Source organism: Neobacillus sp. MER 74 (assembly GCF_023714155.1).
On the sequence record NZ_JAMAUV010000002.1, the window covers coordinates 274,065 to 294,677 of the forward strand.

Here is a 20,613-nt window from a genome sequence, read left to right on the forward strand (position 1 = left end):
CAGCTGCTACTCTACAAAATTACGCAGATTTAATTTTACTTGGACAAGATGTTGTTTATATGCCTCAAGCTTTGCGTGGTATTCATCCTCTGAAAGCTTCCCATCACCGAAGGATTCTTCCAATTCTATGATCTTATCCATAATTGCTTTTTGCTTGGTCATTAATAGTTTAAATGCTTTCTCTTCCTTATCTGCCCCAAGGCGTTCATCTAGTATTCTTGCTTTCCTCCTAAAATAGATATAATAAGAGATTCCTGCAATGACAATCGCCACTAAAATAATCAAGAACACATGCGGGTTAAAGCGATGTAATGGGGATTGTGCCCAAATTCTTAGATGACCAGGATTATGGAAAGCAGGCGCTGTGTGTGTGACTGAACTATTATTTCCACTTTCACTAGTTGTTTCCGCTTCTTTGGTTTCATCTGCCGGTGGCTGAACGTCTTTGTTATAAACCAGAGTAAACGCCTGATTAGCCTTAAGTCCTTCAATACTATAGCCAAAGTAATTTTGATCATCAAATTTGAAGCTGCCTTGACTTGTCGCTTCAGCGCCTTTTACTTCAATACTTCCTCTTCCTTCTGGAACGAGAATCTGCATCATTTGTACGAAATAGTCAGATCTTAAACTTATTACTTTCCCTTTTGCCATTCTATAACTGTATGGCAATACCATCGTTTGATTGGCTGGAATTGGTGTGGTTGTAATGAACCCCTTATTCTTCTCTTTAAAGGCAATTTGATTATCTAAAACGTTAAGATCTTCTGCTCCTTCAGGAAGGGTTACATTTAAGACAGCTTCGCTTTTTCCGTCCCCTTTATATACATGGTCTGCGGTATTTGTATAGTTAACCATATTCATCATATTCGTCCCGCCGTCATCTGTAGGACTAATCACAATATAATGCATATCAATTGAAACCTTTGAATCTGATGCCGCTAATCCATGTAAAGGGATTAACAGCATCAGCCCGAGGAAGAAAACGGTGATTTTATTGATCACTTTCCTTCCCCCTTTTTGTTCTTATAGGTCTTCATCTGAGCTTCAATTTCTTTTTCCACTTCATCCATTAATTCTCTGTCGATATTCGTTATCATTAATTCTTCTTCCTTCATAATACTAGCCACTTCTGTCTCATATTGTTTCTTTAAATGCTTATAATCAGCGTGTGAGATTTTATCCATCTTGAACTCAAATTCTATTTCATTAAGAGTGGTCAAAAGTGCTTCTTTGGTAGGATTGATATCTTTTCCTTTAGAAGAAACCTGTATATACGTATCCCACTTAAATAAAGGTGATAAGATTAGAAATAGACAAGCAAGCGCTAAAATGGTAGTAAAAATCATCGAAATGACGGTGATATCTTGCATATTGTTCACATCCTAAAGATACTTTTTGCGTTCTTCATCAATGATAGAGGAAAGGATTTCTCCTTCTACTTCATCCCCGGGACTCTCATATTCCGCCACATCTTCTTCTGTTCCTTTTTTCTTCACCCATTTACGGATGATGAAAAACACGGCAATTCCTGCTGCTCCTATTACAACAAACGGCAGTACCCAAGCGGTTAGGCTAAAACCACTTTTCTCTGGTGAAGTTAATATCTCTTCCCCATAAATATTGACATAATATTCACGAATTTTATCCTTATCCCAGCCCTTGTTCATCATATCAACTAAGTCTGCTTTAAACTCAGTTGTTAGATTACATGTATTCGGATCACATTCATAATGATCCTGACCGCAGCCACATGTGCAGGCGAATTGCTGAGCAACAGCTTTGAATCCGGCAGATTTATAGTCAATCTGTTTTGCAGCTTCCGCACGAAGGAATGATCCGTGAAAGATGGCTAAGATAATGAGGAGCCCCATATATATTTTACTTTTCATATTAAGACACCTCTTTACGAACTCCTGTGTATCTCGGAGTTACATTTCCATATTTTCCGTTCCAGACGGCGAACAGTGCGCCAATAACAATCATGAATGATCCAATCCACAACCAATTCATCATGGGATTAACTTTTACAACAAAGGTAGCTTTTCCATCGTCTTCCCATGCGCTTAATACGATGTATAAGTCTTCCTTAAGTGAGGATATAATGGCCACTTCAGAAGACGGCTGTTCCCAGTTTCCATAAAAAACCTTTTCCGGCTGATATGTGCCCAGCTCTTTACCATTTCTAAACACAGTTACATCGGCATAAACGATGTCGTTAATTCCTTCTTTTTTCTGATCTAGCCGTTCATAGTTGATTCGATAATCTTGTAATTCAATTGACTTTCCTAAATCGACCGTTTTCATTGTTTGTAAATCATAGTTCTGTGAACCAATAATCCCCATCGTAATAAAAGCAATTCCAAGGTGAACGATATATCCGCCATATCTGCGTCGATTTCGGATCATTAAGCGATAGAGGGCAACTAGTGGAGATTCCTTGGTCATCTTTCTTCTGGCTTTCACACCTCTATAAAACTCTAAGAAATGAGTTATTAATAATAGACTGATAACACCGTAACCAATGACTGCCCAGGCCTTTTGAATTCCTAGTACTACCATTAAAATCATCGCTAGAATTGCTAGGATTGCTGGAATCATAAAGTTTTTCCTAAGATTTTTTACGGTAGATTTCTGCCAAGCAAGCAATGGACAAACCGCCATGATAAACATCATTGATAATAAAATCGGTGCTTCAACCTTATTAAAGAATGGGAGTCCCACCGTCACTTTTGTACCCCGGACTGCTTCCGATACTAATGGGAAAATGGTTCCCCAAAATACTGCAAAGGCGGCCCCAACAAGTAATAAATTATTAATTAAGAAGCTGCTTTCTTTAGACACAAAGGAGTTAAATTCACCTGCACTCCTTTTTAGCAGATTGTATCGGCTCATCAATACATATAGCGCTCCAATCACCGCCACGCCCATAAAGATTAAGAAGTATAATCCTAGATTTGAATTGGCGAAGGCATGGACAGAAGTCAATACCCCGCTTCGTACAAGGAACGTGCCAAATAAAGTAAGTGCATAGGATACAATGATTAAGCTTATATTCCATACCTTTAACATGTTTTTTCGTTCTTGAATCATAACAGAGTGCAAGAATGCAGTAGCCGTTAGCCACGGCATAAAGGAAGCATTTTCAACTGGATCCCATGCCCAGTATCCGCCCCACCCAAGTTCAACATAAGCCCATTGCCCACCAAAGATATTACCCAGACTTAAAAATAACCAAGCAATAATCGTCCAGCGTCTTGTCATTTTAATCCAGAAATCATCAACATTTTTCAAAATCAGTGCGGCCATCGCAAAGGCAAATGGTATGGCAAGTCCAACATATCCTAAGTAAAGTGTGACTGGATGTATAATCATACCAGGGTTTTGAAGCATTGGATTTAAGCCTTTACCTTCGATTGGAATCTCATCTAATAGAATGAAAGGTTTCGCTACAAAGCCTAGAATAAAGAAGAAGAAAACAGCATTAGCTAGTAAAATGGCAGATATGTATGGGACCATTGGGTTCCCCTTTAACTTCCGTGAGAAAGCAATCATACAGGTATATAAAGTTAAGAAAAACGTCCACAATAACAACGATCCGGCATTACCAGCCCAGAGTGCCGTCAGTTTATAGATAATAGGGAGCTCACTGCTTGTGTAATCATGAACATATTCATATTGAAATTGAGAGGTTGCTAAAAGGTAGAACAATGATAGCATGGCAAGTGAGGAACAAACTAATAATGCTATTAATCCACCTTTACCACTGTTAACGTATTTTTGATTTTTCTTGCTAATCCCCAACGTGATAATAAGAAGAGAATAAATCGCAATGGCTAAGCCTATATAAATCGTTGCATTGGAAAATAAATACATTTCGTCACCTTCTTAAGTTAGCCTGTTATTTTTCATTCGGTGTTTTATTTAACTTATCTTTATGAGTCTCGGGGTCGTAATCCTTGATATCTTTTCCTTCATATTTGGACGGACATCTTGTTTTAACTGTTTCTGCAACAAATGTGTTCTTTTTGGTTGGTGCTCCTTGGAGAATCGTGATAACACCTTCTGAAAAATTATCCGGCTTAGTTCCGTTGTGAATGACGTGCATAACATTGCCGTCGTTATCTTTCACATCAAATTTCAATTCAATTTTGTTAGCATCCCATTTAATCGAGTCTTCAATTAATAAACCCTCAACCGTAACGAAATCATCTTTATGTTGTTCTTGAGTAGCCAATAGTTCTTTCATTGTTAGTTCAACTCCACTTGACCCAGGAGTTGCTGCCATCAAAAGGAAAACAATGGCGCCCGCAATAATAAATCCACCAAGCATGACAATCGTATTTTTTTTCATCCTGCTCACCTCATTAGATTAGTTTTTTCATTTCCTCTTCGTACATTTCTTGATCAATCTTTCCTGTTAACAGCTTTTTTCGTAATTCTTTCTTTTCCTCAGAATTTTTGATCTTATTGTCCTTTTTTGCCGTTTGAGTTTGTTTCTTTGGTTGTGTTTTAGGTTGTTTGGTAACCTTAGACGCTGATTGAGAATTTCCTTTTAAGCCTAGGAATATAAAGAGCCCTGCTATAACAATCGCTATACCAATGATTGCTGCACCACCAAGTCCGATAATTGGACGTTTGGAAGTACCGGTAGTTCCACCATTTTTAACAACTTGATCAGTTGCAGTTACACCACTATGGTTTTCATCGTTTGGCGGCTGCTGTTTGTTTATAGCTTCCATCGTAGATTCCGTACCATCTTTTTTATATGAAAAGGAGTATTTTAAGCCTGCATCAGCTTTTACATTTTTATATTGGTAGTAATAAAGCTCTTCTCCATATTCATTTTTCGAATTGTTCTCGGCCTTTGGCTCAATTTTTATATCCTTAGCATCCATCGGAGCATAAAAAATTACATCTAAAAGATCGATAGTAGCTTTATTTTTAAGCTCATATGTAAAAGTCTTGTTATCCTTCACTTTGATTGACTTTGTATAGTACTCAATTACAAATTCGTAAGTCTCATTATTCTTAATCGCCTTAGCTGGCTTCCAAGTAATAAGTCCTTTTTCTTTATCAACATCATACGGACGCTGTACTTCAGGCTTATCTTTCTCAGGGAATTCTGCTACTAAGAAGGCTTCAAATCCTTTTTCCATTGCTGGAACGGCAATCTCTAACTTGCCATCATAATCTTGACCACTTTTATTGGTAATGGTTCCGTACTGACCAACTAATAATGACGGAATATCACGTGACCAACCTTCGGGATAATCAAACTCTGGCATTACTTGAATCTGCATTTCCTTAAAAGGAAATTTTTCTGCATGAAAGGCTGTTTCAGCACTAGCATGCGGGATGATGAAATTCGTTAAAAATGATGCGATTACGAATAATGCCAACCACTTTTTCTTTAGCATCTTAATCCTCCTTGACTTTAAGAAAATACTATTTTTTACTATAGTCCTCTTTGGAATAAATATAATCTTTATCCAATCTTATTTGTTGAATCACTCTTGAACATTTTGTTAAAGGATATAAATCGTTGCGTTTTCGTCAAAAATCCACAACAAATTGTTCACATTTGGTCCCTATTCAAAAAAAAACCTGAATCCACTTGATAGATTCAGGTCTTACAACAATAGTATAGTTTTTACTTCTCCAACGAACGGATATAAGTAACAATATCGGTAATATCCTTTTCCTTCAGTTGACGTGCACCTTCTAAACCTTTTAATGAAGGTCCCATCCGTGTTTCTTCACGCCCATAAGCTGCATCAATCCAAATTTGTTTATCAGTAGTGTATTTCAAATATTGTGGATTAGAAAGCGCTGTTCCCATTTTCTCCTTACCAATACCAGCTTCACCATGGCAGTTAAGGCAATACAAGTTAAATTGCGCCATCCCACGCTCAGGATCACCAGCAATTGTTTTTGGAGTATCAAATGTTATTTCCTTCGTTTGCCAGTCTCTAATAAAAGCAACAAGATTCTTTAAGTCCTTGTCTGATAGTCTGGGACCGTAGGCAGGCATAACCGTGCCATCTCTTCCATACTTCATATAATTATACAAATCTTTATCGGATACATTGCTTAAAAAATTCTGGCTATTTAACGCCGTTCCAGTTTTTGTGCCTTCTCCTTTTCCAGTCTCACCGTGACAGGAGATACAATTTTTTTTGTAGATTTTCTCACCTGCAGCAATAGCCTCTGACTTCTTGCTATTAAAAATGCCACTATTACTAATACTGACAATAATGCCAATAATAATCAAAATATAAAATCCGATTAATATTTTCTTCATGGGTTACCCCTTACTTAGGTTCGGGCGTTGGGGTTGGCTCCCCAATATCTTCATATTTACCTGTAATTAATTGATAAATTTTATTAGGACTTTTTCCACTAAGATGCATCTCAACTGCATCTCTAGCTATATCGATACAAGTGTCGCAAGATATTCCGTGTGAATCCCACTCTGTCACTGCATTATTTTCACCAACCTGCTTTACAAAGCAATCTAAATTGCTCTTATGCCCTTCGACAACGCAACCACAATAGCAAGGAACCGAAGCTACCACTTCTGGATAAGTTGCAGCCATAACATAAGTTTCATTAACCTTTTCAGATGTATTCAGAACAAAATCTGGTAATGGCGAATGTTTTTTATCAAGTTTCCAGGTTTCATCACTTAGTTTGGAACTGCAGCCAGCTGCAACAATGGCAAACAAAATCCCAAGGAACAAGAGAGATGTAATTCGTTTCAATATCTATTGCCCCCCTTCCCTATAGTATTAAATACTCTTTAAGTTTAGCAAAAAGAGATTAGTCAAAATGTAACTAAATCTTACTATTTCGTGAAGTTTTTTAAGTAGTTTAAGTTATTAACTTTTTCCTCATTGCTTATTCATCCTTTATTACATATTCATCATATCGTGACTAGAAGGTGAACCGGTTCCAAGTGATGGGTCAATCATCCCAAATATCATTGCGATGTGAGCAACTACTAGAAAAATACTTACAAATATAGCATGAATTTTCAGTTTTTCTTCCTCAGTTTTATGTCTGAAAATAAGACCTAAATCAAGCAGCGCCATTCCAAGAAATGGGATGATTCCAAGTAAATAGAAAGTAACAGCTGTAACGTCAATCCAACCTTTCCACTCCCCATTAACAGTTAATGGTATATAAGCCGATTTCATAAGGTAAATAAATATTCCGGTAAAATAAAAGCCTGCAAAGATACCTGTTACTTTATTCAATTTTTTTAGTGCACCATCTAATTTTCTTGTAAACAATATCGCTATTTCCGAAATCGCAAGGATTTCTGCACAAATGACTGGAACCGCCATAAAAATCAATAAATTCCAAGGTTGATTGTCTGCTAATAATCCCATATAATGCGTCATATTCATATTCATATTCATCTTCTCCTTTAATTTTTCTACATCCTTAATGTAGTGAAAAAGTGTGCAGAAACTTAGGAGAAAGTATGGAGAAATTGTTAAAAAAAAGCCTTAGTCCGTAATTATCGGACTAAGGCTTTGATCATGATTATGCACGAGAAACGTATGAACCATCAGAAGTGTTAATAATTAATTTATCACCTTGATTGATAAAGAAAGGCACTTGAACATTAAGTCCAGTTTCAAGAGTAGCATTTTTAGTACCGCCGGAAGATGTATCACCTTTAATCCCTGGCTCTGTTTCAGTCACTTCTAAAGTAACGTTGTTTGGTAATTCAATCCCTAGGGTTTCATAGTTAAACATCATAATGTGTACTTCCATGTTTTCTTTTAAGAACTTTAATTCATACTCAATGTTTGCTGCTGGTAATTCTACCTGCTCATAAGATTCCATATCCATAAACACATGATTATCGCCGCTTGCATATAAATATTGCATTTTACGATTATCAATTTGAGCTTTCTCTACTTTTTCACCTGCACGAAACGTTTTTTCTTGAATGGCACCATTACGTAGGTTACGAAGTTTGGAACGAACAAACGCTGCACCCTTACCTGGCTTTACGTGTTGGAAATCCAGAACACGCCATAGGCCTCCATCAACTTCAATTGTTAATCCTGTTTTAAAATCATTTACAGATATCATGTTAAAATCCTCCTAAAATCGTTACAGTATAATTAGTTCTTTTGTAGAATGTGTAAGTGCTTCGTTATGGTCTTTTGTAATCAACGTATCATCTTCAATTCGAACACCGCCAAGACCTGGGATATAAATGCCCGGTTCACATGTTACCACCATGCCAGGTTCTAAAACGACATCTGATTTCATCGACAATCCTGGACCCTCATGAATCTCCAGTCCTATTCCATGTCCAGTTGAATGTCCAAAGTATTCACCATAACCTTTTTCTGTTATGTAATCTCGTGTGATTGCATCTGCTTCTTTACCGGTCAATCCTGGTTTGATTCCCGCCATCCCACGTAATTGGGCTTCAAGAACAATTTCATAAATCTCTTTAAGCTTGGCATCCGGCTCACCAACTGCCACGGTTCTTGTAATATCAGATACATAACCATTGTAATAACATCCATAATCCATTGTTACAATATCTCCAGCCTCAATAACTTTGTCACTTGCCACACCATGAGGAAGTGCAGAGCGATGACCTGAAGCAACAATCGTATCAAATGAAGAAGATGTAGCACCAGCTCTTCTCATAAAAAACTCTAACTCATTCGATACTTCTAATTCCGTTTTTCCTGGACGAATGAAGTCTAAAATATGTTTAAATGCAGCATCCGCGATATCAGCTGCCACCTTTAATATCTTAAGCTCTGAATCCGTCTTTATCAAGCGTAACTTTTCAATTACTCCGGAAATTGGTACTAGTTCAGCTTCCAATTCCTTATCATATAATTTAAAAGAAGAAAACGTTAGAAAATCCGCTTCAAATCCAAGCTTTTGAATACCAAGTTTCTTTGCTTGGACCGCTACCTCCTCAGGGATAGATCCTGTAGTCTTTATAATCTCAAATCCCTGACATTGTTTAGCTGCTTGTTCAATATAGCGGAAATCTGTAAGAAACTGCGCTTTATCTGCACTAATTAATACAACACCTGCGGTACCAGTAAAGTTAGATATATACCTTCGATTAAATGGACTTGTGATCAAGATCCCATCTATTCCATGTGTTGAAAAATTAGATCTCAATTTTTCTATTTTTTCCATGATATTCTCCACTCTCCTTTTCAAATCAATGAGGACAAAAATATTTTATCATAACCTACCAAATCCGACTAATCGAAACTTAGGCTGATTCCTCTTTCTCTTGAACTTTATTATTTTGATACTCATAATTTATGGAATATCCAATAAAAATTCCATATACGATATATAAACAAACGGAAGTTATGATTGTATCCCTGTTTAAATCAAAGAAGGGCTTAATTCCCGGAAAGAGTGGATTAAGTAAGAAAAATACCACTGCAAACAATACAAGACCATACGCCAGACCAAACCAAAAACCTTTGAACTTTTTCAAGGCTGCATAGTAAATAAATGCAGCAACCACTGAACAAATTCCAATTAAAATGATGGAAATGAGTGTACCAAGCCATTCATGCTTCCAATCGCCTAGCGCCCAGGGCTCCAGTAGGACAGTAGGACGAATTTCTGTAAAACTAAAATAGGAAGCAATCCAGCCAATTGTTCCCCAAAACAAGCCTCCAAATAACCCTGTCCAAAAGACCATTACCGGAAAGGACATGGGTTTAGGATAATTACTTAGTTTTTGCTCATTTGACATAATAACAACCTCCATTAACATTCTGCTTCTTTGCTGCCTTATTTGCCGTCCATCATTCATGTAATACTGTCCCTAAAACAATACAGGGTCAACAAAAAGCCATAATAAACTCCATTTTTTATTATGTCCTTAGGTATTCAATCCCTTGCATAAAAAAAAACTTTTTAATTGGAAATATTATGTCATTCCTAGAGGTTTTTTTGTTTTTCTAGTAGAATAGAATTAAGTACATACAGATTTTTTCTACTTCTGCTGTTGTGCAACTTTTGATTAGGTTGGTGTTATGTATATGTCTAGTTCGCAAAAACCTGTTTATGGCGGCCAAGCGGTTGTCGAAGGTGTTATGTTTGGCGGTAAGCATCATTATGTTACTGCGGTTCGCAGAAAGGATCAATCTGTAGAATATTTTCATTTGCCACGCAAAGCAAATCCTTATTTTACAATGTTAAAAAAAATCCCTTTTCTACGTGGGATTATTGCCATTATTGAGTCGAGTGCAAATGGATCAAAACATTTAAACTTTTCAACGGAAAGATTTGATGTTGACCCAAAAGAAGATGAAATCATAAAAGAAAAAGAAGTATCTAAATTAACCATGTATCTTGGTGTAGCAGCAATTGGTGTCATCTCATTTTTATTTGGTAAATTCGCTTTTACATTAATTCCAGTTTTTCTTGCCGTTTTAACAAAACCAATTTTCCCTTCAGATTTTGCTCAAGTGCTAGTGGAAGGCTTTTTTAAACTAATCTTACTAATAGCTTATATTTATTTTGTCTCCCTTACTCCATTGATAAAAAGAGTGTTTCAATATCACGGAGCTGAACATAAAGTAATTAATACGTTTGAAGCAGGTGTAGAGTTAACTGTAGAAAATGTGCAGGCTCATTCTCGACTCCATTACCGCTGTGGGAGCAGTTTCATTTTATTTACTGTAATTGTAGGTGTTTTTGTTTACATGTTTGTACCTACTACTCCGCTTTGGTTACGGGTTGTCGACCGACTCCTTTTAATCCCGGTTGTTCTAGGAATCGCCTTTGAAATTCTTCAAGTGACAAACAAACTCAGAGATGTTCCTGTCTTGAAATATCTTGGGATACCTGGTCTTTGGCTTCAATTAATAACAACGAAGGAACCTCAAGATGACCAAGTGGAAGTGGCGATCCTTTCTTTTAACCGATTATTGAAAATGGAGAAAGAAACTGAGTTCTCCATAGAAAGTGAAGAAATTGTCTAAATCTTTGTTTTATCGTGTTTAAAAGATTATAAAAATGCTTAAGATGCTCTTAGGGAGGTGGCTTTCTTGAAAAATCGGACATTTGTTAATGTGGTTATTGGGGGACTTATCATTCTAGCATTACTTGGTGTTATTGGTACATTTACAGCTAATCCAGCCGGTTTCATTCAAAGTATAGCTGTCATGGCACTGGTTGTTTTAGTCGTTTATTTCCTAGTTCGAAAGTTTACCGGCTCAAGCCCTCAGAAAAAAGAGCAGCGGGCATTTCTAAAAGCAGCAAAAAAATCAAAAAAACGATTACAACAAAAGAGCGGGGAAGGAACTGTTAAGACTTCTTCTCTCGGAACTTTAGCCTCATTAAAGAAAAGCAACAAGACAAAAAAGAAATCTCCTGCACATTTGACCGTTATCGACGGCAAAAAGGGGAAAAAGAAAAATCGAGCGTCACTATAGGCGCTCGATTTTTTATATTTTTATGAAGAAGCATAAAAATATATCCTAATTAATACCCCCATGTTTTCAAAAATTGTTTCGCTTTTTCTTTTCCTAAATTAAATAATTCGTGTTTCTTTTCTTCTGTTAATGAAAATTCCGTAAATAAAACACCTTCAGTTGGGATAAAGATTATATTCTTTACATGTTTTTTGGAAATATACCTGGAATCGTGGGCATCTTTCATCGTTTCAAATAAGGCAGCAAATAATTGTACCGCATTTTTGATTTTATGTTTTTCATGCTCATATTCACTAGCGTTTAATTTAATTCCGAGCACTGGTCTTACTTTTTGTACATTCTCTTGATCAAAAAGCCACATTGGAAAATTGCTCAAAACTCCTCCGTCAACTAATACATTCATACCGTCCATTGAACGCATTTTTACTGGCTCAAAAAAATATGGGATACTGCAGCTAATTCTTATCGCTTTAGCAATGGAAAAGGAGCCTGGTGAGATGCCATACTTCTGTAAGTCGTCTGGTAAAACAATCATTCGCCCATTTGAAAGGTCTGAAGCGATGACCCTAAGGGCCTGAGGGGGTAAATCTGCAAATGTTTTTAACCCTTTAGCCTCAAGTTTTTCACAAAGCCATTTTTCAAGCTCGTTTCCCTTATAAAGACCCAGCCTCCAATAGACAAACAGCCATTTAGCAAATGGGAATGGAATGATTGTTTTTCGGGTATCCAGTAGTTTTGAAAGATCTAATTCGTCGACCAGTTGGAAAATTTCTTTACTGGTATAACCGGCGGCGATTAATGCAGCAACGATGGATCCTGCACTTGTTCCTGCCAACCTTACAAATCGCAAACCTTTATCTTCTATTTCTGCACAGGCTCCAATTAAGGCAAACCCTTTTATTCCTCCTCCGGAAAAAACGCCGTCTATAAACATGGCAGTCACTCCTAAAGATGAAGTTATTTTTACATCTTTAAGCAGTTGCATTCATAAATAGTACGGTAGACAAGTAAAAAAAATTTGTAAATAAAAAAGAACATCGACTCTGCACGATGTTCTTGGTTTATTAATGAGGTTGAAACCGCTTAACTATTCATTAAAATCTTTTTGCTCCAATAAATCTTGGCTTCCAATAACTGTTGCTTGTAGATGCAATTGAAACGCCCTTTGAAGATGATGATTGAATCATTTTTCCGCCACCTATGTAAATCGCTACATGACTAGGTTTGCTTGCCTTATTTTGAGAGAAGAACATTAAGTCCCCGACCTTTAAAGATTTCACACGGTATCCTTTTTTGTAGTACATGTCTGCTGCCGTTCTAGGCAATACTTTGCCAGCCTTACCATAAGAATATTTAACCAAACCTGAACAGTCAAATCCTCTTGGAGATAACCCACCCCACCTATATGGGACGCCAAGATTTGCTTTTGCAACTGAGATTGCTTTTGTATGATAATAGGCCGCTTCTGCTTTTTCACCCATGGTGGTAAACAATGAACTTAGAATTATTGTCATAGCCATCATGGCTGTTATGATCTTTTTCAACATCTTGTTTAATCCCCCTGTGTGCTTCGATACTATTAATATACAAAAAAAGATTAACACCGAAGTAACAGCTAGATTACAGTTATATTACAAATTTCGACTTTATTCTAAAAATTCTAGTAAATATTTATTTGAATTGTAGTAAATTTCATATTAATTATCAGATTTATCGACATTTATCACGCAAAAAAAATGGGGGAAACTCTTCCCCCATTAATTACTCACAAATTATAAACCACATTTCAATTGGGCTCCGCAGTTAGTACACGTGTTGCAGCCGCCCATTTCTTTTACCTTACCGGTACGGCACACCGGGCATGTGTTTCCTACTTCTGATCCGATGGTCACACTTGTTGAACGAAGTTCACTGATTGTATCAACAAGGACCACATGCTGTTTTGGTTGTTCATTAAAAATGGATAATTGTTCATTAGTGTTTTCTTCTGCTTTCAGTGTTAGTACCTGTGAATCACGTGAGCCATCAACATAAACAGTTCCACCTTTTGCTCCGCCACGATATAAACGCTGGTATACTTTTTCAACCTGTTCTACGCTATACCCTTTTGGTGCGTTGACTGTTTTACTAATGGAACTGTCGATCCAGCGCTGGATGACACATTGAACATCTGCATGTGCTTCTGTCGTAAGTTCCATCGCAGTAACAAACCAATGTGGAAGATTATTTTCATCCGCTTCAGGGTGCTTATCAAGGTATTCTTTCACGATATCCGCTTTGACTTCAATAAATTTACCAAGACGTCCGCTGCGGAAGTAAGAGAATGAGAAATAAGGCTCTAAGCCGGTGGAGACTCCAACCATTGTTCCAGTAGATCCCGTGGGAGCAACCGTTAGTAAATGAGAGTTCCTAATTCCACTTTCTAAAATAGATTGGCGGATATCTTCAGGCATTTTCTTCATATACCCTGTATCGATGAAAGCTTGACGTAATCGGTTAGTTTCACCTGTTGTTTTCCCAGTTAAGAATGGGAAACTTCCTTTTTCTTTCGCCAATTCAATTGAAGTTCTGTATGCAGTAGTTGCAATTACTTCAAAAACTTGATCGACTAGTTCGTTTCCTTCTGGTGATCCATACTTTGTTTCACAATAAATCAGCATGTCATGCAAGCCCATTACTCCAAGCCCTACACGTCGCTCACCAAGTGCCTGCTTTTTATTTTCTTCAAGAAAGTATGGTGTTGCATTGATGACATTATCCTGCATCCGAACTCCTACGGCTACTGTTCGCTTAAGCTTTTCAAAATCGACCGTCTTTGTTTCTTTATCAGCCATTTCCGCCAAGTTGACTGCTGCAAGGTTACAGACGGAAAATGGTGCAAGTGGTTGTTCCCCACATGGGTTTGTTGCAACTACCTGTTGGCCATATGCTTTTGCATTGGTCATGTCGTTGGCATTGTCGATAAAAAATATTCCTGGTTCTGCTGAGTAGGTAGCACAAATATTGATAAGGTTCCATAGTTCTTTTGCTTTGAACTTTTTGTACACCCGTACTTTATGTCCAAGTTTTTCCCACTCGCGGACATCTCCCACTTTATGCCATTCTTCATTATAAATCTTCATTTCTTCTTGATCATAGTGTTCAACATATGGGAAGCGCAGTTCGTAATCACTATCGTTTTCAACAGCTTCCATAAATTCCTTTGTTAAACAAACAGAAATATTTGCACCAGTAAGGAACTCAGAATTGTGTACCGTGTAGTTACCACCGGTTAATAATTTCTCTTCTGCATCAGCAATGATTTTTTCATCAAATCCACCGAAACCTTGAATGTTTTTATAATTTACAATTCCTTGGTACATTGCAGTTTCACTTAGAGTTAGAGGGGTAAACTTTAATTTATCTTTTGCAAGTTTTTTGATCGTATCATCATTTGTATTTTCAATTAAGAATCGTAGAATTCTAGGATTTTGCATCTTAGAGATAATAAATTCAATAATGTCTGGATGCCAGTCTGCTAACATGATCATCTGAGCTCCACGTCTTGATCCACCCTGCTCAACCAAATGTGTCAACTTCGCAATATCATCCAACCATGAAACCGAACCAGATGATTTACCATTTACGCCTCTGGCCAGTGTATTACGCGGTCTCAATGTTGAGCCATTTGTACCAACTCCGCCGCCACGGCTCATAATCTCCATCACCTGCTTACGATGGTCAGAGATACCCTCACGTGAGTCTGGGACAAAAGGCATAACATAGCAATTGAAGTAAGTAACATCGGTATCTGCCCCAGCACCGTAAAGAACGCGGCCTGCAGGAATGAAGTTCATGTTTACAAGTTCTTGATAAAACCGTTCTGTCCATTCTCTTCGCTTCTCTTCCGTTTCTTCGACAGAGGCCAGACCAGTAGCATTACGCTTCGCAATTTGCTCGTAGAAAAGCTCTAACGGCTTTTCAATCACATCTAATGACCTAGTAATCACACCTGTGCTAGCTTCTTCAGGATCATCGAGTACTCCTCTAAACTCCTCTTCCACTAAAACTTTTGCTTTTTTCTTTTCCCAATCGATTTCCTGGATATAGCCAAGGCCGCGTGCTGGAAATTTCGGATCTTCTTTTATAGTTAAAACAACGAAGTCGTCGTTAGAAAGGGTAATTTTTGCAGTGTCTTTAAAGGTATAGCGGTCCAACATTACCAAACGAGAAACACCTTTGTGAGTTATTTTCATATCTGGGGTAACTGGATGCACCTGGGGGAATAAGCGGATATCCTCATTCAACCTTTCAAAATCAATATTCATTGTATGTCTAAAAACTACAGACATGAGAACAACTCCTTCATGTTAATATCTACCTATTGTGCTAAATCTAGCAGTATTGCGCTATATCTAGTTGGTTTGTATTTTTAGGTTATCATAGGCACCTAGAATAAATCAACTAAATATCAATATATAGTACCGAAAATATTTTCGACACCACTATATATTGTAAATCAAACAAACAAGATTCTTTTTGTCAAACTCAAAAATTAATATAATTAATAGTAATCAATAGCAATAATAAGATTTTCGTCATAAATCAGGAAAATTCAACAAAATTCGCAGGTTGCTTATTTTGCTCAAATAACAAAGAAGCGACATGTCGCCGCTTCCAATTATCTCTTATAATTCCATTCATCATTCTCATAGCGCTCTTTTGCAATCTTATTAACGTAGGCTAGCTCTTGTTCATTTAATTGATAAGGCTCTAGTTCAACATTTAGACCTTCCGCAAAGCCCTTATAAAAAGCTTCCTTTGCTTCCTCAAGAGAAATTCTCCTCGGACTAATAGCGTTGATAGCAACCGCTTTATCCTTAAAGGCTTTCCTCATTCGTTCCTTTACCCTTTCACTAGGATATTTAAATAAACTAAATAATTTATCCTCATCTAAATCTAACAATATGGATCCATGCTGTAATATGACTCCCTTTTGCCTTGTTTGTGCACTGCCAGCTACCTTTCTGCCTTCGACCACAAGCTCATACCAACTTGGGGCATCAAAGCAAACAGCAGATCGAGGGTTTTTTAATGCATCTCTTTCCTCCGCTGTTTTTGGGACAGCAAAGTATGCCTCAAGTCCTAAATGGTGAAATCCTTTTAAAATACCTTCAGATATCACACGATAGGCTTCTGTCACTGAATTTGGCATTTCTGGATGGTCTTCAGAAACGATTACACTGTACGTAAGCTCGTGCTCATGAAGTACTCCACGGCCGCCTGTAGGTCTCCTGACAAAACCTAATTGATGAGCCTTAACTGCTTCCATATCAATTTCCTTTTCCACTTTTTGAAAATATCCTACTGACAGGGTTGCTGGGTTCCAGCCATAGAATCGAATCACTGGAGGAATTTTCCCCTCACTATGCCAATCGAGCAGCGCCTCATCTAAAGCCATATTAAAAGATGGTGAACTATTTCCAGTATCAATAAAACGCCAAACTTCTTTTTTCATTATAATGACCTCATTTTTTATATTATTACGAGTTTAAGTCTACCAAAATCTGATATAGATTCAAAATAAGATGTTTCTGCTATAATTAATTTAGGAAGTTTTGAAAAGATTTTTTAGCATTCATCTTTATCTTTATGAGATTGGCTTATATAATAAACTAGTGCAGGAAAGCTTGAAAGGAGCAAAAAGAAATTGAGTTCACTTTATCCCTTATTAATTATCATTGTAGCAGTTATCATCTATTCCGTTTTCACCTATTTCTATCAGAAAAGGATTGTTAAAACGGTAACAGAAGAAGAATTCCGTGCGGGATACAGAAAGGCACAACTAATAGATGTTCGTGAAGCAAACGAATTCGAAGGCGGCCATATTTTAGGATCACGTAATATCCCCATGTCACAAATGAAAATGCGCATGAAAGAAATTCGACCTGATATGCCGGTATATTTATACTGCCAAAGTGGGATGCGCAGCGCCCGTGCAGCACAATTCTTACACCGAAAAGGTTACCGGGATCTAACCCAATTACAAGGCGGGTTTAAAAAATGGTCTGGTAAAGTTAAAACGAAGAAATAATGAGATAAACAAGGTTCCGTATTTCGGGGCCTTTTTTATTTTGGCTGTGTTAAAGGTTAATGTTGATTTTGGCACTCAGATGATTGGAGTGGAGGGCGCGAAGACTCCTGCGGGAGTACGGGGCTGGGGAGACCCCACAGGTGCTGAAAGCGCCGAGGAGGCTCCCCGCAACGCCCGCGGAAAGCGAAGCGCCTGGAACGGAAATCAACAGACAAGTTTAACACAGCCTTTATATAAAAAATAGAGAAGGTCAGATTCCATTTTCGAATCTGACCTTTCTAATATTTAAGCTTTTTGATATTTTAAGACTGGCTTACGAGCAGCTTTTGTTTCATCCATACGGCCGACCACTGTTGTATGTGGGGCTTCTTGAACGATTTCTGGATTTTCCTCAGCTTCTTTAGCAATTTGGATCATAATATCGATGAATGAATCTAATGTCTCTTTTGATTCGGTTTCTGTCGGTTCAATCATGATACATTCTTCTACATTCAACGGGAAGTAAATGGTTGGCGGATGATAGCCAAAATCGAGCAGTCGTTTCGCAATATCTAATGTGCGGACACCTAATTTCTTCTGACGTCTTCCGCTAAGGACAAATTCATGCTTACAATGACGATCAAATGGTAGATCGTAATATTCAGCAAGCCTTCTCATCATGTAGTTCGCGTTTAATACAGCATACTCTGTTACTGCTTTTAATCCATCCGGACCCATCGAGCGAATATATGTGTACGCACGAACATTAATGCCAAAGTTTCCGTAATATGGCTTCACACGACCTATTGACAGTGGGCGATCATAATCAAGAACAAACTCATCGCCTTGTTTTGTGATAATTGGTTTAGGAAGGAACGGAATCAAATCTGCTTTGACACCGACTGGGCCAGAACCAGGACCGCCGCCACCGTGTGGGCCTGTAAACGTTTTATGAAGGTTTAAGTGAACCACATCAAACCCCATATCTCCCGGACGTGCTTTTGAAAGGACCGCATTTAAGTTAGCTCCATCATAATAAAGCTTTCCACCTGCTTCATGAACAATTTCAGCTAATTCAAGAATGTTTTCTTCAAATAAACCAAGCGTATTCGGATTGGTTAACATTAGTGCTGCAGTATCTTCACCAACCACTCTTCTTAAATCTTCAAGGTCAACTAGACCATGTTCATTGGATTTAACGGTAATGGTTTCTAGACCTGCAATTGTTGCTGATGCTGGATTTGTCCCATGTGCGGAATCAGGAACAATAACTTTTGTACGTTTCATATCACCGTTGGCTTCATGGTAAGCACGGATCATCATTAAACCGGTCCATTCCCCATGTGCTCCAGCTGCTGGCTGCAGAGTCACTTCATCCATCCCGGTAATTTCAATTAAATGCTCCTGCAAATCATATAAAAGTTCAAGTGCACCTTGTACAGAACTTTCATCTTGCAGCGGATGGACATGTGCAAAGCCGTTAAAGCGTGCTACATTTTCATTAATTTTTGGATTATATTTCATTGTACAAGAGCCGAGTGGATAAAATCCTGAATCAACACCATGATTTCTTTTTGATAGTGCCGTGTAGTGGCGCATAATATCAAGTTCTGAAACCTCAGGAAGTTCTGGCTCTTCCGTACGAATATAACCATCAGGAAGAAGTCCATTGAGATCTAGCTCTGGTACATCCATTTCTGGCAGACTATAACCGATGCGGCCTGGTGTGCTAAGTTCAAAAATGAGTGCCTGGTCTTGATTATGCATGGAAATCCCCCAATTCTTTCACTAGAGTATCAATTTCTTCCTTCGAGCGTTGTTCTGTTACAGCAATCAGCATATGGTTAACAAGATCTGGATAATCACGACCCAAATCATAGCCGCCAATAATTCCTTTTTGTAAAAGCTGTTGATTAATTTCTTTGACAGGTTTATTTAATTTTACAACGAATTCGTTGAATGAATGACCATCATATACCACTTCAAAGCCAGCTTCCTTAAATGCATTTTTTGCATAATGAGCCTTTTGTAAGTTGGCAGCCGCCATCTCATGTACACCCTTTTTACCTAAAGCTGTCATTGCCACAGATGCTGCAAGGGCATTTAAAGCTTGGTTGGAACAAATATTTGATGTCGCCTTATCACGACGGATATGCTGTTCACGAGCTTGCAAGGTTAAAACAAACCCACGACGGCCTTGGTCATCTGTCGTCTGTCCAACAAGACGTCCAGGAACTTTTCTCATTAATTTAGTAGTAACTGCGAAATATCCGCAGTGAGGTCCGCCAAATGCTGTTGGAATACCAAACGGCTGGGCATCACCAATCACTATGTCGGCACCAAATTTGCCTGGTGGTGTTAACACCCCAAGGGATAATGGATTGCTTGAAACTACAAACATGGACTTGTTTGCGTGGATAATTTCTTCCAGCTCTTTTAAAGGCTCGATTCGGCCAAAGAAGTTTGGATATTGGACAATAACAGCTGCAACATCCTCATTTACGAGCCCTTTTAATGCTTCTAGATCCGTAACTCCATCTTTCACAGGTACTTCGACCACATTGAGGTACTGACCCTTTGCATATGTTTTAAGAACATCGCGTGCTTCAGGATGTACGGCACTAGAGACTATAATTGTTTTTCTTTTTGTATGGCCCGCACTAAGCATTGCTGCTTCAGCAAGTGCTGTTCCGCCATCATACATAGAGGAATTGGCCACATCCATGCCAGTTAATTCACAAATCATCGTTTGAAATTCAAAGATTGCTTGAAGTTCACCTTGAGATATTTCTGGTTGATATGGTGTATAAGCTGTATAAAATTCTGATCTAGAAATAACATGGTCGACAATAACAGGCATGTAATGGTCATATACACCTGCACCAATAAAAGAAACATTTCTTTTTAGGTCAGCGTTCCTGCTAGCCATATTAAACAGTTCTTTCATTAAGGCTGTTTCAGACTTAGCTGCTTTGATATTGTATTCACCCTTAAATCTTACTTTTTCAGGGATATCGCTAAACAGTTCATCAATAGAGGAAACACCAATTGCCTCGAGCATAGCATTCTTATCTTGTTCAGTCATAGGTAAATAGCGATGTTTCATAA

Annotated in this window: 22 protein-coding genes; 4 read left to right on the forward strand and 18 right to left on the reverse strand. The window is 37.9% G+C overall.

What is annotated here, in order from left to right; genetic code table 11:
- Window positions 1-6: 6 nt before the first annotated feature.
- The 12 genes from M3610_RS05725 to M3610_RS05780 all read right to left on the reverse strand — a co-directional run bounded on the left by M3610_RS05725 (window position 7) and on the right by M3610_RS05780 (window position 9,766).
- The gene (locus M3610_RS05725) at window positions 7-1,002 is read right to left on the reverse strand and encodes a hypothetical protein (RefSeq protein ID WP_251457206.1); all 996 of its coding nucleotides are present in this window, start codon (window positions 1,000-1,002) and stop codon (window positions 7-9) included.
- The gene (locus M3610_RS05730) at window positions 999-1,370 is read right to left on the reverse strand and encodes a hypothetical protein (protein ID WP_251457209.1); all 372 of its coding nucleotides are present in this window, start codon (window positions 1,368-1,370) and stop codon (window positions 999-1,001) included. Before M3610_RS05730 ends, M3610_RS05725 begins: the two co-directional genes overlap by 4 nt.
- Before the next feature lie 12 nt (window positions 1,371-1,382).
- Window positions 1,383-1,889 (reverse strand): cytochrome c-type biogenesis protein CcmH, encoded by a 507-nt coding sequence (locus M3610_RS05735; protein ID WP_251457212.1) that lies wholly within the window; start codon window positions 1,887-1,889, stop codon window positions 1,383-1,385.
- Window position 1,890: 1 nt separating this feature from the next.
- Window positions 1,891-3,873, reverse strand: coding sequence for a heme lyase CcmF/NrfE family subunit (locus M3610_RS05740; protein WP_251457215.1), 1,983 nt, complete (start codon window positions 3,871-3,873; stop codon window positions 1,891-1,893).
- A gap of 25 nt (window positions 3,874-3,898) precedes the next feature.
- Complete coding sequence (locus M3610_RS05745) at window positions 3,899-4,351, reverse strand: cytochrome c maturation protein CcmE (RefSeq protein ID WP_098571157.1); 453 nt, start codon at window positions 4,349-4,351, stop codon at window positions 3,899-3,901.
- 13 nt (window positions 4,352-4,364) lie between these two features.
- A complete protein-coding gene (locus tag M3610_RS05750; RefSeq protein ID WP_251457218.1) occupies window positions 4,365-5,417 on the reverse strand; it encodes a hypothetical protein in 1,053 nt (350 codons plus the stop codon).
- 233 nt (window positions 5,418-5,650) lie between these two features.
- Entirely contained in the window at window positions 5,651-6,301 is a 651-nt protein-coding gene (locus M3610_RS05755) for a c-type cytochrome (RefSeq protein WP_251457221.1), read from the reverse strand.
- Window positions 6,302-6,311: 10 nt separating this feature from the next.
- On the reverse strand, window positions 6,312-6,761 hold the full coding sequence (locus M3610_RS05760; RefSeq protein ID WP_251457223.1) for a PCYCGC domain-containing protein: 450 nt from the start codon (window positions 6,759-6,761) through the stop codon (window positions 6,312-6,314).
- A 150-nt stretch (window positions 6,762-6,911) separates the two neighbouring features.
- Entirely contained in the window at window positions 6,912-7,415 is a 504-nt protein-coding gene (locus M3610_RS05765) for a DUF6803 family protein (RefSeq protein ID WP_311315809.1), read from the reverse strand.
- Between the two features lie 133 nt (window positions 7,416-7,548).
- Entirely contained in the window at window positions 7,549-8,106 is a 558-nt protein-coding gene (efp, locus tag M3610_RS05770; protein WP_098571152.1) for an elongation factor P, read from the reverse strand.
- Between the two features lie 21 nt (window positions 8,107-8,127).
- Window positions 8,128-9,189 (reverse strand): M24 family metallopeptidase, encoded by a 1,062-nt coding sequence (locus tag M3610_RS05775; protein ID WP_251457225.1) that lies wholly within the window; start codon window positions 9,187-9,189, stop codon window positions 8,128-8,130.
- A 79-nt stretch (window positions 9,190-9,268) separates the two neighbouring features.
- Window positions 9,269-9,766 carry a YqhR family membrane protein gene (locus M3610_RS05780; RefSeq protein WP_251457227.1) on the reverse strand — a complete coding sequence of 166 codons (498 nt, stop codon included), beginning with the start codon at window positions 9,764-9,766 and terminating at the stop codon, window positions 9,269-9,271.
- A gap of 289 nt (window positions 9,767-10,055) precedes the next feature.
- Here M3610_RS05780 and M3610_RS05785 point away from each other — a divergent pair, with 289 nt between their 5' ends.
- Both M3610_RS05785 and M3610_RS05790 read left to right on the forward strand, forming a co-directional pair.
- Window positions 10,056-11,000, forward strand: a complete 945-nt coding sequence (locus tag M3610_RS05785) for a DUF1385 domain-containing protein (protein ID WP_251457229.1) — start codon at window positions 10,056-10,058, stop codon at window positions 10,998-11,000.
- Window positions 11,001-11,057: 57 nt separating this feature from the next.
- Window positions 11,058-11,453 (forward strand): SA1362 family protein, encoded by a 396-nt coding sequence (locus M3610_RS05790; RefSeq protein ID WP_306460572.1) that lies wholly within the window; start codon window positions 11,058-11,060, stop codon window positions 11,451-11,453.
- 49 nt (window positions 11,454-11,502) lie between these two features.
- Here M3610_RS05790 and M3610_RS05795 read toward each other — a convergent pair whose 3' ends face one another.
- From M3610_RS05795 to M3610_RS05810, 4 genes are all read right to left on the reverse strand, one after another.
- A complete protein-coding gene (locus tag M3610_RS05795; protein WP_251457231.1) occupies window positions 11,503-12,387 on the reverse strand; it encodes a patatin-like phospholipase family protein in 885 nt (294 codons plus the stop codon).
- Between the two features lie 160 nt (window positions 12,388-12,547).
- A complete protein-coding gene (locus tag M3610_RS05800; RefSeq protein WP_251457233.1) occupies window positions 12,548-13,000 on the reverse strand; it encodes a C40 family peptidase in 453 nt (150 codons plus the stop codon).
- A gap of 225 nt (window positions 13,001-13,225) precedes the next feature.
- On the reverse strand, window positions 13,226-15,784 hold the full coding sequence (locus M3610_RS05805) for a vitamin B12-dependent ribonucleotide reductase (RefSeq protein WP_251457235.1): 2,559 nt from the start codon (window positions 15,782-15,784) through the stop codon (window positions 13,226-13,228).
- A 329-nt stretch (window positions 15,785-16,113) separates the two neighbouring features.
- Complete coding sequence (locus M3610_RS05810) at window positions 16,114-16,950, reverse strand: lipoate--protein ligase family protein (protein WP_251457238.1); 837 nt, start codon at window positions 16,948-16,950, stop codon at window positions 16,114-16,116.
- 192 nt (window positions 16,951-17,142) lie between these two features.
- Between M3610_RS05810 and M3610_RS05815 the strand changes: the two genes are divergently transcribed.
- Together M3610_RS05815 and M3610_RS05820 are read left to right on the forward strand one after the other, a co-directional pair.
- Complete coding sequence (locus tag M3610_RS05815; RefSeq protein ID WP_251457240.1) at window positions 17,143-17,526, forward strand: rhodanese-like domain-containing protein; 384 nt, start codon at window positions 17,143-17,145, stop codon at window positions 17,524-17,526.
- Between the two features lie 40 nt (window positions 17,527-17,566).
- Window positions 17,567-17,770, forward strand: coding sequence for a hypothetical protein (locus M3610_RS05820; RefSeq protein WP_251457242.1), 204 nt, complete (start codon window positions 17,567-17,569; stop codon window positions 17,768-17,770).
- 41 nt (window positions 17,771-17,811) lie between these two features.
- On the opposite strand, the gene gcvPB is transcribed toward M3610_RS05820, so the two are convergent.
- Window positions 17,812-19,272: an aminomethyl-transferring glycine dehydrogenase subunit GcvPB gene (gene gcvPB, locus M3610_RS05825; protein ID WP_251457244.1), complete on the reverse strand. Its 1,461-nt coding sequence runs from the start codon at window positions 19,270-19,272 to the stop codon at window positions 17,812-17,814.
- Window positions 19,265-20,611 (reverse strand): aminomethyl-transferring glycine dehydrogenase subunit GcvPA, encoded by a 1,347-nt coding sequence (gcvPA, locus tag M3610_RS05830; RefSeq protein WP_251457246.1) that lies wholly within the window; start codon window positions 20,609-20,611, stop codon window positions 19,265-19,267. The genes gcvPB and gcvPA overlap by 8 nt, the downstream gene beginning before the upstream one ends.
- Between the last annotated feature and the right edge of the window lie 2 nt (window positions 20,612-20,613).

What these genes read in the sequence shown, in the direction of transcription:
- M3610_RS05730 (WP_251457209.1), bottom strand. Translation starts at nt 1,370, where the DNA reads ATGCAAGATATCACCGTCATTTCGATGATTTTTACTACCATTTTAGCG.
- M3610_RS05735 (WP_251457212.1), bottom strand. Translation starts at nt 1,889, where the DNA reads ATGAAAAGTAAAATATATATGGGGCTCCTCATTATCTTAGCCATCTTT.
- M3610_RS05740 (WP_251457215.1), bottom strand. Translation starts at nt 3,873, where the DNA reads ATGTATTTATTTTCCAATGCAACGATTTATATAGGCTTAGCCATTGCG.
- M3610_RS05745 (WP_098571157.1), bottom strand. Translation starts at nt 4,351, where the DNA reads ATGAAAAAAAATACGATTGTCATGCTTGGTGGATTTATTATTGCGGGC.
- M3610_RS05750 (WP_251457218.1), bottom strand. Translation starts at nt 5,417, where the DNA reads ATGCTAAAGAAAAAGTGGTTGGCATTATTCGTAATCGCATCATTTTTA.
- M3610_RS05755 (WP_251457221.1), bottom strand. Translation starts at nt 6,301, where the DNA reads ATGAAGAAAATATTAATCGGATTTTATATTTTGATTATTATTGGCATT.
- M3610_RS05765 (WP_311315809.1), bottom strand. Translation starts at nt 7,415, where the DNA reads ATGAATATGAATATGACGCATTATATGGGATTATTAGCAGACAATCAA.
- efp (WP_098571152.1), bottom strand. Translation starts at nt 8,106, where the DNA reads ATGATATCTGTAAATGATTTTAAAACAGGATTAACAATTGAAGTTGAT.
- M3610_RS05775 (WP_251457225.1), bottom strand. Translation starts at nt 9,189, where the DNA reads ATGGAAAAAATAGAAAAATTGAGATCTAATTTTTCAACACATGGAATA.
- M3610_RS05780 (WP_251457227.1), bottom strand. Translation starts at nt 9,766, where the DNA reads ATGTCAAATGAGCAAAAACTAAGTAATTATCCTAAACCCATGTCCTTT.
- M3610_RS05785 (WP_251457229.1), top strand. Translation starts at nt 10,056, where the DNA reads ATGTCTAGTTCGCAAAAACCTGTTTATGGCGGCCAAGCGGTTGTCGAA.
- M3610_RS05795 (WP_251457231.1), bottom strand. Translation starts at nt 12,387, where the DNA reads ATGTTTATAGACGGCGTTTTTTCCGGAGGAGGAATAAAAGGGTTTGCC.
- M3610_RS05800 (WP_251457233.1), bottom strand. Translation starts at nt 13,000, where the DNA reads ATGTTGAAAAAGATCATAACAGCCATGATGGCTATGACAATAATTCTA.
- M3610_RS05805 (WP_251457235.1), bottom strand. Translation starts at nt 15,784, where the DNA reads ATGTCTGTAGTTTTTAGACATACAATGAATATTGATTTTGAAAGGTTG.
- M3610_RS05810 (WP_251457238.1), bottom strand. Translation starts at nt 16,950, where the DNA reads ATGAAAAAAGAAGTTTGGCGTTTTATTGATACTGGAAATAGTTCACCA.
- gcvPB (WP_251457244.1), bottom strand. Translation starts at nt 19,272, where the DNA reads ATGCATAATCAAGACCAGGCACTCATTTTTGAACTTAGCACACCAGGC.
- gcvPA (WP_251457246.1), bottom strand. Translation starts at nt 20,611, where the DNA reads ATGAAACATCGCTATTTACCTATGACTGAACAAGATAAGAATGCTATG.